We start from the raw sequence: 15,234 nt of genomic DNA on the forward strand, positions 1-15,234 counted from the left end.
GGGGCACGCAGCGGCTTCCAAGGCTGATCGGCCTGTCACGAGCCCTGGACCTCATGATCACCGGCGCCGCCATCGAGCCCCCGCAGGCGTTGGAGCTGGGCATCGTGAATCGCCTGTATCCGGCCGAGCAGCTCATGGACGAAACGATGGCCTACGCCCGCAAGGTCGCCGAGGGACCAGCATTCGCCGTGGGCATGATCAAGCTGACAGCCGTCCAGGGCATGGAGCTCCCCATGGATGGCGCCCTGCTCCTCGAGCGCGAAGCGCTGAAGCAGGTCTTCGCGAGCGCGGATGCGGAGGAGGGGATGGCGGCGTTCCTGGAGAAGCGACAGCCCCAGTATCGCGGCGAGTGAGCGGACCTTCCGTCATGGCCGAGCGGAGGATCGACACGAGCTTCGACGGGGTCGTCGGCCGCCTCACGCTGGCCCACCCGCCGGTCAATGTGTTCGATTTCTTGATGATTGCGCAGATCAAGGAATGGCTGGAGGGCATCCGCCACGAGCAGCGCCTTTGCGCCATCGTCATCAGGGGATCGGGTCGTCATTTCTCCGCCGGCGTGGACATTCCTTCACATCTCCCAGACACCGTGCACGCGATGATCCGGGAGTTTCACAGCGTCTTTGAGCTGCTGGACGATCTCGCGGTCCCGACGATCGGGGTCGTCCACGGCCAGTGTCTGGGCGGCGCGTGCGAGTTGGTGGGATATCTCGATTGCGTCGTCGCGACAGACGACGCCAGGTTTGGGCTCCCGGAGATCAAGCTGGGGGTCTATCCGCCAGCGGCCGCGGCGCTGTTTCCTGACCGTTTCGGACACCAGCGGGCGATGCGCCTGCTTCTCTCCGGCGAATCGATCGACGCCGTCGAAGCTCGCGACATGGGACTCGTGTCGCGCGTTGTCGTGCCGGCTGACGTCGATGCCGCCGTGGACGAGGCCCTCGCGCCGCTTCGCGAGCGAAGCGCATCGTCCCTTCGCGCCGTGAAGCGCGCCACGATTCTCTCGCGCGGGAGTTTTCGCGGCCTCGTCGCGCCCTCGGAGCGGGTGTACCTCGATCAGCTCATGGCCACCCGGGATGCGGTCGAGGGGCTTCGGGCGTTCATGGAGAAGAGGCAGCCTATCTGGGAGCATCGATGACGAAGCTGATGAGCATGGAGGAGGCCGTCGCCACGTTTGTCGCGGATGGCGCGAGCGTTCTGTTGGGCGCGGGCCTCGAGGGAATGATCCCGTTCGCGGCCGGCCACGAGATCATTCGACAGCGGCGGAAAAATCTCACGCTCCTGGCGCCCATCTCTGACATGCTGTTTGACCAGATGATCGGCGCGGGCTGCGCGGCGACGATCGGCGCAGCGTGGGTCGGAAACGTGAGCGCCGGGCTCGGTCATAATTTCCGCCGCGCGTGCGAGCGCGGCGTCCCGAGCCGTGTTGTCGTCCGCGATTACTCCAACTTCACGTTCGCGCTGGCCCTACAGGCGGCCGCGCAGGGCGTTCCGTTCTTGCCAACCCGAACGGTCCTCGGAAGCGACATCTTGCTGACCAATCCCGACCTGGTCGAGTTCACATCGCCCTTCACCGCCGAACGGCTCGTGGCCGTCCGGGCGCTCGCCCCCGACGTGGCGTTCGTCGCCGTGCAGCGGGCGGACGCCGATGGTGGCGCGCACTGTTGGGGCGCCCTCGGCGTGGCCGTTGAAGCGTGCGGATCGTGCCGACAACTCGTGCTGGTGGCGGAAGAGATCGTCGACCACGAGATCATCGCGAGCGATCCCAATCGGGTGCTGGCGCCGGCCTTTCGCGTCAGCGCGGTCGTGCACGAGCCCTTCGCCTGCCACCCGTCTCCGGTACAGGGCTGTTACGGAAGGGACCACGACTTCTACCATGATTACCATCGCGAGACGCGCACGGCCGACGGCGCCGAACGCTGGCTGGCGCGTTGGGTCTACGGCGTCGGAGACCGCCGCGCGTATCTTGACCTCCTCGGCGCGGACCGGCAAACGGCGCTCCGGGTGCGCGGGCCACAACTCGCCGCTCCGGTCGACTACGGTGCATGATGTGACGCCCGCCGAGGTCATGGTGACGGCCGCTGCTCGGGAGATCCGAGATGGCGACGTCGTGTTCGTCGGAATGCGCTTGCCCTTGCTCGCGTTTTGCGTGGCAAAGCGGCTGCATGCTCCACGCGCCGTCGGTCTCTTCGAAGCGGGGATCGTGCGTGACACACCCTCCCCCGCGCTGCTCTACACGATGTGCGATCCTCCCAATATCCAAAACGCGGCCGCGTGTCTGTCGACGGCGCACGTCATGAGCTTGCTTCAGCGGGGCGACGTCGACGTGGGATTCGTCGGTGGCGCGGAGGTCGACCGATATGGCAACCTCAATACGTCGTATGTTGGATCCTGGCGCGAGCCGTCGGTGCGCCTTCCCGGCAGCGGCGGGGCGGCCGACATCGCGTGCCTTTCCAAGCGCCTCGTAATTATGATGCCCCACGAGCGCCGCCGGCTTCGCACGCGCGTGGATTTCGTGACGTCGCCCGGATTCGGCGAGGGAGCCGGGTGGCGACAGCGGGTCGGGCTTCCTGGCGGCGGGCCGTCGGCGCTCATCACGACGCTTGGGCTCTTCCGATTCGACCGCGATTCCGGCGAGGCGATCTTGTGCTCCTACCACGCTGGGACGAGCCTCGCCGAGATCGAGCAGGCAACGGAGTGGCCGCTCCGGGTAGCGCGGGATCTGGCGCCAACGCCGGAGCCAAGCCGGCACGAGCTGGAAATTATTCGCGAATACGATCCGACGGGATTCTGGACGGGCACGAGGTCTCAGGTCTAATCCCGCGAGACGCGCAGACCGAAGGACTGCGCCGAACCTGAGACTGGAGGAGAGAATGGCAAGACCAAAGGAGATCAAGACCTGTCTGGTCTGTACAAATGTCGATTGTGCGTCGCGGGGGTCCAAGGCCCTGTTGGATGCCTTCAAAGAGAAGCTCGAAGCCGCCGGTAGCGACATCGAGGTCAAATCGTATCTCTGCTTTGGGGCCTGCCAAGACGGGCCGAACATCGTCTTGTATCCGGAGGGGACGTGGTACATGGGCGTCCAGATGAGCGATGTTGACGAAATCGTGGCCCACATGCTGGGCGGTGAGCCGGTCACCCGCCTGACCGAGCGGGTCGATCCCGGCCTGCGCGACCTGATCCTCGAGATCCTCGAGTCGGGCATGATCGACCTCTAGGAGCAGCGCAAGAGGCCGCGGGCGAGTCGCGAGCGTGAAGGAGGGAACGTTGGAGCGCATCATACTGACGAAGGATCTGGCCTCTGGGCCTCAGACCTTCGACGAATATCGCGCCGAGGGTGGCTACGCGGCGCTCGAACGGGCCCTTGGAGGACCGCCGAAGGACGTCCTCGACGTGGTTACCGAGTCTCACCTTCGCGGGCGGGGGGGCGCGGGGTTTCCCACGGGTCAAAAGTGGTCCTTCGCGGCCGCGGAAGCCGCGGCACCCAAGTACGTCGTAGCCAACGGCGGCGAAGACGAGCCCGGCAGCCAGAAGGACCGCGTGGTGATGGAGAACGTCCCCCACAAGGTGCTGGAAGGCGTCATCCTCGCCGGGTATGCTATCGGCGCCAGCGAGGCCGTGCTCTACATCAACTCGCAGTACGCAGAGGCAACCGCGCAGCTCCAGGCGGCGATCCGCGCGGCGCAATCCGCCGGGTACCTAGGTGAGCGAATCAGAGGCACGACTTTTTCATTCTCGGTGCGCGTCCATCCGGCGCCGCAGGAGTATGTCGCGGGTGAGGACAGCGCATCGCTCGAGGTGATCGAGGGCCGCGCGCCGCTGCCTCGGGAAAAGCCACCCTTTCCGACGACCCGCGGCTTGCACGGCCAGCCGACGGTGGTCAACAACGTCGAAACGTTCGCATACATCCCAGCGATCGTCCGAAATGGAGCGCCGTGGTTCCGCAAGATCGGGACCGAGGACAATCCTGGTACGATGCTCTTCACACTGCCTGCCAACGTCCGGCGCCCTGGTGTCGTGGAGCTGCCAGTGGGGACTCCTCTTCGGGCGCTCATCGAGGAGCACGGCGGAGGGTTGACGAGTGGCAACCGCATCAAGGCGGTGCTGCCCGGCGGACCCTCCAGTGGCTTTATCGCCGGCGACGATCTCGACGTACCGATGGATCGGCAGCCCTTGATGGAGCGCGGCTCGTCCCTCGGTTGCGGCGTGCTGCGAATCGTCGAGGAAGGGGAATGCATCGTCGAGGTCGTCGATGAGATCGCTCAGTTCTTCGCTCGAGAATCCTGTGGGCAGTGTCCCACCTGCCAAATGGAGACGAGCACGCTGGCAAAGATCACGAGCCAGGTGCGGAGCGGCCAGGGAACACGAGCCCTTCTCGATCAGATTCCGAAGCTCGGGGCCTTCGCCAAGGGGAAGGGCTTCTGCAGCTTGATCTCCATGCCGATCCCGCCGCTCACGTCCGCGATGCGCCTATTCCCGGACGACTTCACGTTCCATCTCGAGCACCACGCGTGTCCCAGCGGCTCGGCCGCGAGCTGAGGCGGATGGCGCGTCAGTCTCGGTAAACGAGTTTAGGAGTCGACCGTGCCAGCGACCGAGGTGGTATACGGGTTCATCCCCGGGTGGCTCATCCTTGCGCTCGCCATCGCCATAGGAGTGGGCCTGTTCCTGCGTGACGCCTACCGGCTCTTCCGTCTGATGCGGCTGGGCCGGTCGGAGCGACGCACCGATCAGCCCCTCCAACGAACGGTGGGCTGGGTCCTCAACGTCCTCGCCCAGGCGCGGCTCCTCTCGCGGACCTACCCAGGAGTCATGCACGCGCTCATCTTCTGGGGGTTCCTGGTCATCACGTTGAGCACCATCGAGATCTTCGGCCGCGGGCTGTGGAGCGGGTTTCGCCTCCCATTCATCAGCGACACGGGCGCGTTCCTGTATCTCGTCGATACGTTTCAGCTGCTCGTGCTCGTCGGTATTGGCATGGCCCTCTACCGGCGGATCGCGGTGAAGCCGTGGTACCTGAACCTGAGCGGCGACGCCATCATCATTCTCAGTCTCATCAGCACCTTGATGATCACGGCGTTTCTCCAAGAGGGGTTCGCCATTGCCGCGGCGATGTGGCACCCCGAGCCAGCCTTCAATCGCGACCGGGCGTTCGTCGGAACGTTCCTCGCGCGATTCCTCGTCCGCGCGGGCTATGGCGCTGACCTGGCTGGCCATATCGCCTTTTGGTGGCTCCACGTCCTCACGCTGCTCGGCTTCCTCGCGTACCTCCCCCACTCAAAGCACCTGCACATCGTCACCGCGCCGTTCAACGTGTGGCTGCGACGGCTGTCGCCCAAGGGCCAGCTTCCCTATCAGAACGTCGAGGAGGCACTCGAGCACGACGAGCCGATCGGCGTCTCGGAGATCAACCACCTGACCTGGAAGGATCTTCTGGACAGCTACACGTGCACCGAGTGCGGACGCTGTACGAGCGAGTGCCCCGCGAGCATCAGCGGCAAGCCGCTTTCGCCGAAGGACCTGATTCTCAATCTCCGTCATTACCTGCTCGAACGCGGACCGCAGCTCTTAGCGCGATCGACGGACGCACAGATTGCGACCACCACTGCCCATGGCGAAGCGGAGCAGGCAACGCGTGTCCTGGTCGGCGACGTCATTACTGACGAAGTTCTGTGGGACTGCACCACGTGCCGGGCCTGCGTGGACGCGTGCCCGGTGTTCATCGACCACGTCCCCAAGATCGTCGAGATGCGCCGGCACCTGGTCATGGGCGAGAGTCGGATCGGCAAGGACCTGCAGAGCCTGTTCGAAAACCTCGAGGCCACGGGCAATCCCTGGCGCTTTCCGCGAGCCAGGCGAGCCGATTGGGCCGCTGGGCTGGAGATCCCGACGATCGAGGAGGCACCGGACGCGCAGGTGCTGTACTGGGTCGGCTGCTTCGGCAGCTTCGATGACCGGAGCAAGAAGGTGGCCCAGGCCTTCTCGCGACTGATGCGGCGCGCTGGCGTCAGCTTCGCCATCCTGGGCAACCGCGAGAATTGCACCGGCGACCCGGCCCGTCGCGCTGGCAACGAGTACCTCTATCAGATGTTGGCTGCCGAAAACGTCGAAACGTTGAACGAGGCCACCGATGGGGGGAAGCGGACGATCGTCACGGCCTGCCCGCACTGCTTCAATACCATCTCAGACGAGTACCCGCAGTTCGGCGGCGCGTTTCGGGTCATGCACCACACACAGTTCCTGGCTCAACTGCTGGCTGAACGCAAGCTCAAGCCCGAGGTGGGCAAGCCCGCGGCCATCTCCTACCATGATCCCTGTTACCTCGGGCGCTATCACGACACGTACGATGAACCGCGGCAGCTCTTGGAGGCGATTCCGGGCGTCACGCTGCGCGAGATCGCCCCGTGTCGCGAGAAGGCCATGTGCTGCGGCGCCGGCGGCGCTCATGCCTTCATGGAAGAGACCCGGGGCCGGCGCATCAACCACATTCGCCTCGAACAGGCGATGGCCGTCGAGCCGGAGCGCATGGCGACGGCGTGTCCCTACTGTCTGATGATGTTCGAGGATGCAACGGGGGCCAAAGGGGTCGCGGATACGCTGCCCGTGCGCGACGTGGCCGAGCTCATTGAGGCGTCGCTCGGCCCGGCGGACGAGGAGCTCCCGGCCGCCGACTAGTGGCCTCCTGTGCGATGGCGGGCTCGCGATGTCGCACTTTCTAGACGGCCTCTTGCATAGTGAAATATGATTCGGCTATATTGGGACGAGACCGGGTCGCCTCAATTCACGCGGCGAGGGAGCAGAACGTGTTTACCGACAAGATCGAATTGAAAGACTTCGACAAGATGGACCAGGAGTACAAAGATCTCCTGGGCCGAATTTTGACCATCCAGGCGGATTGCGAAATCGGCGGACCCCATCTCTACGTCGAGCACATCCTCCCGAACGCGCCATCGAAGAGCATGCAGATCGTGGTCGCGCGAACTGCGGCCGAGGAGATCGACCACTTCCGCAAGATGGCGCGCCTGGCGGGTGAGATCGGGACGGACGTTTCCCACACCCTCAAGTGGTCGAACCAAAAGCGCTACGTCGAGGCGTTCCGAACGACCATTACGACCTGGGAGGATTTCGCCGTCTTCGGTTTCCTCGTGGATCGGGTCGGAAAGTATCAGCTGGATGAGTTCATCGGGTGCTCCTATGCGCCTCTTGACCGAGCGGTGCAAACGATGATCCCGGAGGAGCATGGCCACATCGAGTTCGGCACGAACATGACCGCCGAGCTGGCGGCCAAGGGCGGCGAGCAGAAAGAGCGCATCCAGAAGTCGGTGAACTACTGGTTCATCAAGGCGCTCGATATGTTCGGGAACTCGCAGTCGTATCGCTCCGAGCGGTTCCGCGAGTGGGGCATCAAGCGCCGCTCGAACGCGCAGGCGCGCGAGGAGTACATGGCCGAGGTGACGCCGCTCATCGCGGGGATGGGGCTGGAGGTTCCGGACCCGATGGAAGGCCGGCTCTACGTCTGATCCGCCCGCGAATTGTCGCGTCGTTGGCCACCACTGAGAGAGGATGAAGGAACCCGAATGGTCGAAGCTGCGCCCATCACGTACAAGCTCGACGAGTATCTCAAAGACATCGTCCAGGCCGTCTATAGCGCGTGCGCGGTCGGGACTGCGCACGTAAAGGATGATCCGAAGGCCGTCGATCAGGCCCTCCAAGACTGTGAAGAGGTTCTCGGTACCGTGATGGAGGGCCACGTCGAGGAGTGGCTGGAGTAGCTCCTCCGCCCACCCCACTTGCTATGCGCGGCTCAGGCTGCGCCCCTTGAGGCCCGCCGCCGTACGGAAGGGCTCACTTCCTATCGACAGGAGTCGCCGTTGCACGTCGTCGTCTGTGGCAAGGTCATTCCCGACAGTTCCGTCACGCTGCAGATCGATCCTGACACGAAGCGAATACAGCGGAAGGACCTCCCCCACGAGCTGGATCCCGCAGCGGCCAGCGCCGTTGAGGAGGCCCTGCGCCTCACTGAGGCGCACGGCGGCACCGTTACCTTCGTCACGATGGGCATCGCCGATGCGACAATCGGCATCCGGAGGGCGCTGGCCATGGGCGCTACGGCGGGCGTCCACCTGCACGACGAAGCATTCGCCGGCTCCGATACCATTGGAACCGCCAAGGCGCTTGCTGCTGCCATCAAACGACTCCCCGCGTTCGATCTCGTCATTTGCGGCACGGAGAGTAGCGATAGCTATTCGGGCATCGTGCCCGTCCAGCTCGCGCACTTCCTGGGCTTACCGCCCCTCACCTTCGCCAAACAGGTTTCCGTCGATGGCAGCACGGTGACCGTGCACCGCCAGAGCGAGACCGGGTACACGGTCGTGAAGGCCCAGCTTCCCGCCCTCGTGTCCGTGACCAGCGGCATCAACGAGCCCCGGTATCCGCAGCTCAAAGGCATCATGGCGGCACGGAAGATCGAGATCCAGGCGTTTCGCGCGGGAGACCTTGGGCTGGGCCCATCCGACGTCGGGTCAAACGCCGCGCGGGAGCGCGTTCTCACCGTTGGCGCCCCGCCGGAGCGGGCCGCGGGGCGGGTCATCCAAGATGACGGCGACGGCGGGAAGCAGATCGCGGACTTCCTCGCCTCCATCGGAGTCATCTAATGGCGGGGCTCGTATCGGAAAGATTGATCGAGTCCAAAGAGGGTGCTGGACGTGGCTGATCGCATCTGGGTATACGCGGAGATCGTGTCCGGGTCCGTCACCCCGACCACCCTCGAGCTATTGGCGAAAGCGTCCGAGCTGGGTGAGGCCGAGGCCGTCCTCCTCGGCGCGGCACCGGAAAACGCGGTCGAAACGTTAGGCGCCCACGGCGCGCAGGTCGTCTACCGCTGCGACGAACCGGTCTTCGACCAGTATCTGACGCTGCCGGCCGTTGAGGTGATGGCTACCCTCATTGCCGAGCATCAGCCACGGGTCATTCTGTTCGCGTCCAGCTATGCCGGACGCGATCTGGCGTCCGGGCTCTCGGCCCGCCTCGATTGCGGCGCCATCACCGACGTCGGAGATGTGCGTTTGACGCAAGACAGCGTCGAGGCAACGATCCCCGCGCTCGGCGGCTCGTATCAGACGACCAGTACCTTGGTCAATCAGGGGCCGAAGCTGCTCCTGGTTCGACCAAAGTCTTTTGAGGCGCGAAACACGGGCGGGACGGCCCGGGTCGTCGCCGTGCCTGCGCCGACGGACGGGTCCATCAAGCGCGTGCGCATCGAAGATCGCGTGACGGTTCCCGTGGAGGGGCCCCAGCTCGAAGGCGCACATGCCATCGTCGCCGGAGGGCGAGGGCTGAAATCCGCGGAGTCATTCCAGATGCTTCGGGAATTGGCCGATCTCCTCGGCGGGGCGGTGGGCGCAACGCGAGCTGTTGTGGACGCCGCTTGGGTCCCGTATTCTATGCAGATCGGTCAAACGGGCAAGACGGTCAAGCCCGACGTGTACGTCGCGTGTGGTATCTCCGGCGCCATCCAGCATCTCGCGGGCATGAAGAGCTCCAAGTCCATCATTGCTGTCAATACGGACCCCGAGGCGCCAATCTTCAAGGTAGCGGACCTGGGTGTTGTGGGTGATGTCTTTCAGGTCGTGCCCCAGCTCATCGCGGAGATCAAGCGCCGCAAGGGGCTTGCCTGACCGAAATCTGGCGTCCACTCGTGGCGCGGGAGGTGCCGCATGCGACTCGTCACATTCGATCACGGAGACGGACCGCGCCTCGGCGCCGTCGTCGAGTCGTCTGTCATCGATCTTCCACGCCTGGCCGAGTCAAGCGGCGGCCCGTCGTTGCCGCAATCGCTCCTCGGACTCATCCAGGCTGGTCCTTCAGCCTGGCAACGCGCGCGCGAGGTCGCCGATGGGGCTGCGGCGCGAAGCGATGTGCAGGGCGCTGCGTTCCCCCTCACCGATGTGAAGCTCCTGGCGCCGATTCCTCGACCCGCGAAAAACGTGTTCTGCCTGGGTGTGAACTACCGGGCACACCTGGAGGAATCAAATCGAGCCGCCAATCGCCAGCTCGAGCCGACGGTTCCGGTCTTCTTCACCAAGGCCGTGACTGCAATTGTCGCCCCAGACGCCCCGATCCTCTTCGACGAGACGGTGACGACCAAGTACGACTGGGAGGCCGAGATGGGCGTGGTGATCGGAGTCGGGGGAAAGAACATCGACCAGTCGCAGGCCATGGAGCATGTCTTTGGCTACACGTGCTTCAACGACGTGTCGGCGCGCGACATTCAGCAGAGCCACGTGCAGTGGTTCAAGGGGAAGAGCCTCGATGGGACGTGTCCGTTCGGACCGTGGATCATTACGGCAGACGAGGTCAAGGACCCCCACAATCTCGACATTGAGTGCCGCGTCAACGGCATGGTCAAACAGCATTCGAACACGAGCCTGCTCATCAATGACATCCCGTCGATCATCTGCCATCTGTCTCGCGGGCTGACGCTCGAGCCTGGCGATCTGATCTCGACCGGGACGCCCTCAGGTGTCGGCTACGCCCGAACCCCGCCCGAGTTTCTCAAACCGGGAGACGTGGTCGAGGTCGAGGTCCAGGGTGTGGGCGTGCTGCGCAATCCGGTCGTGGACGTGCGCGAGCTGTAGGCCCCCCAAAGTCATCGCCTCTTGCGCTGTGGGGCAATCGCTGCCGACGTCAAGCCAGCGGGACGCCGATGAGGTAGAGGGCGACGCCCGCCGCGGCGCCGCCGACCAGGAGCGGCAGAGCGTCGGATTTCGTGACCAGCAGGATTCCGAGGGCGACGGCAAGGATCACCAGCGACGCGGGCTGGGCGGCCAGGGGAGCCGTGAACGAATAGCCCAGCGCAGCGAGGAGCCCAACGGACGACGCGCCGATCCCCCGAGTCAAGCCGGCCACCCAGCGCCGGTGGGCGATGCGCCGATGCGCGTGAACGAGGCCGATAGCCAGAAATGGCGGAATCGAGAGGGCGACGATGCCCGCAATGGCGCCCGCCAGGCCGGCGAGGTAATAGCCAATCGTGATGACGAAGAGCCCGTTTGGGCCAGGCGTTATCCGCCCAATGGCGACGGCGGTGGCGAACGCGCCGTAGTCGAGCACGTTGCGCTGGACGATTAGCTCATCCTGGAGAATTGGGAGGGCCTGCAGTCCACCAGACGAGAGAAAGGACGCCTTGAGAAAGACGAGCAGGATCTCCGGGATCGTCACGGCCCCACCTCCTCTTTCTCCGGGCGGAACAGAAACGCCCCGACGAGCCCGCCACCGACAATGACGAACACGACAGACAGGTGCACGATCGCGGATGCGGCGAAGGCCGCGAGCGCGTAGAGCAGCATCAGCGCCATGGTGCGCCGCTCGCGACGTGGAAGGACGCCGATAGCATTGTCTGCGGCCAACGCAAAAGTGAGCGCCGCCGTGACCGGGACGACGCCTTTGACTGCCGCGTTGCCGATCGGGTGCGTGGTGAACTGCGAGAAGCCAATCGTCAGGATGACGGTGATGGCCGACGCGGGCAGCATGAATCCGGCGGTGGCGGCGAGGGCGCCCAGCAAGCCGCCGAGGCGATAGCCCGTCATAACGGCAATGGCGATCAAGTTGATGCCGGGAACGAGCCGACTCAGCCCAAAGTCCAGCGCAAATTGCCCGGGAGTGATCCATCCTCGCCGGACCAGCTCTTGGTTCATGGTGTAGATCGTTCCCGACCCGCCGCCCCAGGACCGGGCGCTGATCTTGGCGAACGTGAGGAAGAGCGTGGCGACCGGGACGTCGCGGGCGAGGACGCCAATTTCGCCGGGCCGAAGACCCGCGTCCGCTGTCGTTTCCGCCAATGGGGGCTCCATGAGAGAAGGGCTTCCCGAAAATTCGGGGAGCCCTTCTTGCCGGGTGAAATAGCGGACGCTCGCTTCGGGAGCGTCCTGGACTAGCTTGACCTGGGCCTCGCGGCCGCTGCTTCTGGGGCCGCCAGCTCATCCCGGTCGCGTGCTGTCTTGGGGCGCCAGCGCTTCACGCCTACGCGACCAAGGCAGGCGAGACAGATTCGGCCCTCCATCTCCTGAATGAGCTGGTAGCTGCCGCAGATCGAGCAGCGCTGGAGGCCAGGCTTTCGCCTGCGCTTCTTCGCCATTGGCGTCTCCAGTGGCCCGCTCGTGGCTTATGGCATTCTAGCACAGCGGCCGGCTGGCATCGGCGGTTCTGCCGCGGTGGTGTTGCGGATAATTGCCAACTGGCAACCTCAGGGGAGCGGGTCGTCCTGTCGGTATGTGCGCCCCTCGCGAAGGGCGATCTCCGCCTTGGCCAGCTCCCGGCCGAGATACGCGGCGTGGTCGAGTCGCGATAGCAGACCCCACTCGATGAGCGCTCCGCAGAGCGATTCGGCGTCAGGGCCGACGACCCGGTGCCCAAGGCTCCCATCCGGCAGATAGTGCTCGACGAAGATCGTTCCGGATGGCGCGTCGGCGAGGATGACGAAGAATCCCAGCGGATCGTGCTCTTTGAGCCGGAACGGGGTGTGGGGCACTCGTATGGGCTCGGGCAACGGGGCCGCAACCCGTCTCTCGAAGGGTCCGCGCTTCTCTGCCCGGCACTGCTCGACGGCCGCTGCGATGGATGCGAGGTCCTCCACGCCGGAAAGGTCCCGCAGTGTCACCTGCTCGCGCAGCGCGGCCACCTGGTCGACGGTGAGGTTTCGCAGGCGCGCGCGTCGGCTCCGGGCTCCTATGATCTTCCCGTCGTCCTCGATCCCATGAGCAAAAAGGGAGCGAAGGGCCTGAGCCTGGTACGGACCGCGGCGCTCTTGCCCGCAGACGATCAGCCAACGGATTCGCGGGCGCTCGAGGAGGGTCGCGGCCATCCGATCGATGCCGATGTTCTCCGTCTCGAGGGGGCCGATCAGGGCCGCGTGCGGCCCGATGGGCGAGCCAACGAGCTTTGCGAACAGCTCCGCACTGGAGAGGGTGCAGATTGCGACCGAGCTGTCCTGCGAACCGGAATACAACCCTACGTCGCTCACGCGGAAGAATCCGATCCGTAGCGTTCCGATCGCGATAGGCGGCGGATCCGCGGGGCGCTCGGGTTCATCCCCTATACACGATGGGCGTGCGCGAGCAGGCACGGAAAGTTCGGGTCCCCGCGTTCGAGCTGCACGGTCGCGTGCTCGATGCCGAAGTCATCGCGAAGCTCGCGACAAACGCGCGAGAGCAGCGCGTCGAATGGCGGGTCCTGCGCCGTGACGAGGTGCGCCGTCAGCGCGATCTCGGTCGTACTCATTGCCCAAATGTGCAGATCGTGCACGTCGGTCACGTGAGGAAGCCCGAGGAGGTAGATGCGGACCTCTCCTGTGTTTACGCGGAGAGGGACCGCGTCGAGGAGCAGGTTCCCCGCGTCACGAACGAGCCCCCACGCGCTCCAGAGGATGACGGCGGAAATCGCGAGGCTCGCGATCGGATCGAGTTGGACCCAGCCGGTCAAGATGATCACGATGCCGGCGGCGACAACGCCGAGCGAGACCGCCGCGTCCGCGGCCATGTGGAGGAAAGCGCCCCGCACGTTGAGATCGGAGGTCCCGCCCCGACGGAACATCAGCGCGACCAGCGCGTTGAGCCCGGCGGCCGCGGCAGCGCCGAAAATCATCGTCGACCCCTCGACGGCGGATGGCGCGACCAGGCGTTGAACGGCCTCCCACGACACGATGGCCGTCACGACGAAGATCGTGATGGCGTTGATGAGGGCCGCGACGATCGACATTCGGCGCCAACCATACGTGCGATTGAGCGACGATCGCCTGCGCCCAAGAGCGATCGCCGCCCACGCGAGGATGAGCGCTAACACATCGCTCAGGTTGTGCCCCGCGTCGGCGATCAATGCCAGCGAGCTGGAGAACACCCCGAGCACGACTTGACAGACCACAATGCCCACGTTGAGGCCTATCCCCACGGCAAACAGACGATCGTAGCTCGCAACGCCCGTGGATCTGCTCACCTCCCGGGCGGCGTGCGAATGGCTATGGGCGGACAACGGATCGTCTCGGCTGGCGTCTTGTGCTCGACATTGCGCGCTTCCTACACCTGACGCGCGGAATCCGCACGCCAGTTGCGACCACACCGGTATCGTATCGGCGAGGGCCCCCTCGTCGCAATGGCGAATTTCTACCGCTGGGCCCATAGCGTCCGCGGCGAGCGGACGCTAGACGAGGCCGGGACAGGCGGGGCAACAGTGTGCCACGCAAATCGCATGCGCGTCGAATCCGTGGTCGGCTCCGCTGACCTGGGCGCTGCTCCACGCTTCGTGGCCTTCTCGCGCCGCGATTCCCGCCACCAGGAGTCCGGCGAGGGGGTCCATCCACCACACACCGAAGAAATCGTTTGCGATCAGGCCGATGAGTACGGCGACGGCGAGATAAAAGCAGACCTGGGTCTGGGCAGCATCTGCGCGCAGAACGGACGAGTCGAGATTCGCCGCGACCCCTCGCTTGACGTGCGCCAAGGCCGGCATGACGACCAGCGAAAGCGCCACGATGGCGAGCCCTGCCGCGCTACGGTCGGGTGCGCTCTGCGCGAGGATGTCGCGCACGGCTTCGACGGCGACGTACGCGGCAATGGCCCACAGGCTCACTCCAACGAGTCGCGTTGCGCGCCGCTCGAGCGCCTCGTCGGCTGCGCCGTCGGTCCGATGCGCCATTCGCCACACCACCACGAGCGCGCTGCTGACCTCGACGACCGCGTCCAACCCGTACCCCACGAGGGCGATGGAGTGTGCCAGGATGCCGCTCACTGTCGCGACTGTGGCCTCAAGCGTGTTCCACCCGATCGTCGCGCCGGTGAGTACCCATGCCCACCGGCGCGCGCGCCTTTGCCGCTGGCTGGATTCCGCGCGGCAGTCGCAGCAGCCCTCACACGGCGAGCAGTCTCGATCACACCTCTTTCGTTGCGCGTCTGCGCGCGTGTGTTTTTCGTTCACGTGGTTGCCCCAGGTCGAGGCAATTCCCTCACCTTTGCCTGCGGATCGCGAACGCTTGGCGTGATCCATCGGTCCTCGCCATCACGTGATTGCAGTGTACGGAATTTCGTCATCCGTTCGCTTAGCGGTGCCCAGGGCCTGTCCCGTTGGCGGGCGAATCCGCGGGAGGGTAACGATTGTGTAACGCCCCGGACCTGTGCTACGCTTGCCGCGTCGTGAGAGCGTCGCCGTCCCGCTCTTGCGGACGCGACGAGCATCGGAACGATTGCGGCGGAG

18 protein-coding genes are annotated in these 15,234 nt (G+C 65.1%); 12 read left to right on the forward strand and 6 right to left on the reverse strand.

Annotation, left to right across the window (positions count from 1 at the left end):
* The 12 genes from VFC51_15455 to VFC51_15510 all read left to right on the forward strand — a co-directional run.
* On the forward strand, positions 1 to 353 hold a 353-nt coding region (locus tag VFC51_15455; protein HZT08419.1), incomplete at its 5' end, for an enoyl-CoA hydratase-related protein.
* 14 nt (positions 354 to 367) lie between these two features.
* The gene (locus VFC51_15460) at positions 368 to 1,132 is read left to right on the forward strand and encodes an enoyl-CoA hydratase/isomerase family protein (protein ID HZT08420.1); all 765 of its coding nucleotides are present in this window, start codon (positions 368 to 370) and stop codon (positions 1,130 to 1,132) included.
* Positions 1,129 to 2,043, forward strand: a complete 915-nt coding sequence (locus tag VFC51_15465) for a CoA-transferase (GenBank protein ID HZT08421.1) — start codon at positions 1,129 to 1,131, stop codon at positions 2,041 to 2,043. The genes VFC51_15460 and VFC51_15465 overlap by 4 nt, the downstream gene beginning before the upstream one ends.
* Positions 2,036 to 2,812, forward strand: coding sequence for a CoA-transferase (locus VFC51_15470; GenBank protein HZT08422.1), 777 nt, complete (start codon positions 2,036 to 2,038; stop codon positions 2,810 to 2,812). Before VFC51_15465 ends, VFC51_15470 begins: the two co-directional genes overlap by 8 nt.
* Before the next feature lie 55 nt (positions 2,813 to 2,867).
* On the forward strand, positions 2,868 to 3,212 hold the full coding sequence (locus VFC51_15475) for a (2Fe-2S) ferredoxin domain-containing protein (protein HZT08423.1): 345 nt from the start codon (positions 2,868 to 2,870) through the stop codon (positions 3,210 to 3,212).
* 49 nt (positions 3,213 to 3,261) lie between these two features.
* The gene (locus VFC51_15480) at positions 3,262 to 4,533 is read left to right on the forward strand and encodes an NADH-ubiquinone oxidoreductase-F iron-sulfur binding region domain-containing protein (protein HZT08424.1); all 1,272 of its coding nucleotides are present in this window, start codon (positions 3,262 to 3,264) and stop codon (positions 4,531 to 4,533) included.
* A gap of 45 nt (positions 4,534 to 4,578) precedes the next feature.
* Positions 4,579 to 6,669, forward strand: coding sequence for a heterodisulfide reductase-related iron-sulfur binding cluster (locus tag VFC51_15485; GenBank protein HZT08425.1), 2,091 nt, complete (start codon positions 4,579 to 4,581; stop codon positions 6,667 to 6,669).
* A gap of 128 nt (positions 6,670 to 6,797) precedes the next feature.
* Positions 6,798 to 7,514 carry a Phenylacetic acid catabolic protein gene (locus tag VFC51_15490; GenBank protein ID HZT08426.1) on the forward strand — a complete coding sequence of 239 codons (717 nt, stop codon included), beginning with the start codon at positions 6,798 to 6,800 and terminating at the stop codon, positions 7,512 to 7,514.
* A 57-nt stretch (positions 7,515 to 7,571) separates the two neighbouring features.
* Positions 7,572 to 7,766 (forward strand): hypothetical protein, encoded by a 195-nt coding sequence (locus VFC51_15495; GenBank protein ID HZT08427.1) that lies wholly within the window; start codon positions 7,572 to 7,574, stop codon positions 7,764 to 7,766.
* A gap of 99 nt (positions 7,767 to 7,865) precedes the next feature.
* Entirely contained in the window at positions 7,866 to 8,648 is a 783-nt protein-coding gene (locus VFC51_15500) for an electron transfer flavoprotein subunit beta/FixA family protein (GenBank protein HZT08428.1), read from the forward strand.
* Between the two features lie 51 nt (positions 8,649 to 8,699).
* A complete protein-coding gene (locus VFC51_15505) occupies positions 8,700 to 9,671 on the forward strand; it encodes an electron transfer flavoprotein subunit alpha/FixB family protein (protein HZT08429.1) in 972 nt (323 codons plus the stop codon).
* A 39-nt stretch (positions 9,672 to 9,710) separates the two neighbouring features.
* Positions 9,711 to 10,631, forward strand: a complete 921-nt coding sequence (locus VFC51_15510) for a fumarylacetoacetate hydrolase family protein (GenBank protein ID HZT08430.1) — start codon at positions 9,711 to 9,713, stop codon at positions 10,629 to 10,631.
* Between the two features lie 49 nt (positions 10,632 to 10,680).
* On the opposite strand, the gene VFC51_15515 is transcribed toward VFC51_15510, so the two are convergent.
* The 6 genes from VFC51_15515 to VFC51_15540 form a co-directional block, all read right to left on the reverse strand.
* Positions 10,681 to 11,211: a chromate transporter gene (locus VFC51_15515; protein HZT08431.1), complete on the reverse strand. Its 531-nt coding sequence runs from the start codon at positions 11,209 to 11,211 to the stop codon at positions 10,681 to 10,683.
* Entirely contained in the window at positions 11,208 to 11,831 is a 624-nt protein-coding gene (locus tag VFC51_15520) for a chromate transporter (GenBank protein HZT08432.1), read from the reverse strand. The genes VFC51_15515 and VFC51_15520 overlap by 4 nt, the downstream gene beginning before the upstream one ends.
* Before the next feature lie 92 nt (positions 11,832 to 11,923).
* Positions 11,924 to 12,127 (reverse strand): hypothetical protein, encoded by a 204-nt coding sequence (locus tag VFC51_15525; GenBank protein HZT08433.1) that lies wholly within the window; start codon positions 12,125 to 12,127, stop codon positions 11,924 to 11,926.
* 108 nt (positions 12,128 to 12,235) lie between these two features.
* Positions 12,236 to 13,012 (reverse strand): DUF4346 domain-containing protein, encoded by a 777-nt coding sequence (locus VFC51_15530; GenBank protein ID HZT08434.1) that lies wholly within the window; start codon positions 13,010 to 13,012, stop codon positions 12,236 to 12,238.
* Between the two features lie 71 nt (positions 13,013 to 13,083).
* Positions 13,084 to 13,980 (reverse strand): cation diffusion facilitator family transporter, encoded by an 897-nt coding sequence (locus VFC51_15535; protein HZT08435.1) that lies wholly within the window; start codon positions 13,978 to 13,980, stop codon positions 13,084 to 13,086.
* Positions 13,981 to 14,184: 204 nt separating this feature from the next.
* Entirely contained in the window at positions 14,185 to 15,027 is an 843-nt protein-coding gene (locus tag VFC51_15540) for a cation transporter (GenBank protein HZT08436.1), read from the reverse strand.
* Between the last annotated feature and the right edge of the window lie 207 nt (positions 15,028 to 15,234).

Source organism: Chloroflexota bacterium (assembly GCA_035652535.1).
GTDB lineage: Bacteria > Chloroflexota > UBA6077 > UBA6077 > SHYK01 > DASRDP01.

Bases quoted from the DNA above. Each gene is read 5' to 3' on its own strand.
- VFC51_15465 (HZT08421.1), top strand. From the start codon at position 1,129: ATGACGAAGCTGATGAGCATGGAGGAGGCCGTCGCCACGTTTGTCGCG.
- VFC51_15525 (HZT08433.1), bottom strand. From the start codon at position 12,127: ATGGCGAAGAAGCGCAGGCGAAAGCCTGGCCTCCAGCGCTGCTCGATC.
- VFC51_15475 (HZT08423.1), top strand. From the start codon at position 2,868: ATGGCAAGACCAAAGGAGATCAAGACCTGTCTGGTCTGTACAAATGTC.
- VFC51_15460 (HZT08420.1), top strand. From the start codon at position 368: ATGGCCGAGCGGAGGATCGACACGAGCTTCGACGGGGTCGTCGGCCGC.
- VFC51_15540 (HZT08436.1), bottom strand. From the start codon at position 15,027: ATGGATCACGCCAAGCGTTCGCGATCCGCAGGCAAAGGTGAGGGAATT.
- VFC51_15510 (HZT08430.1), top strand. From the start codon at position 9,711: ATGCGACTCGTCACATTCGATCACGGAGACGGACCGCGCCTCGGCGCC.
- VFC51_15495 (HZT08427.1), top strand. From the start codon at position 7,572: ATGGTCGAAGCTGCGCCCATCACGTACAAGCTCGACGAGTATCTCAAA.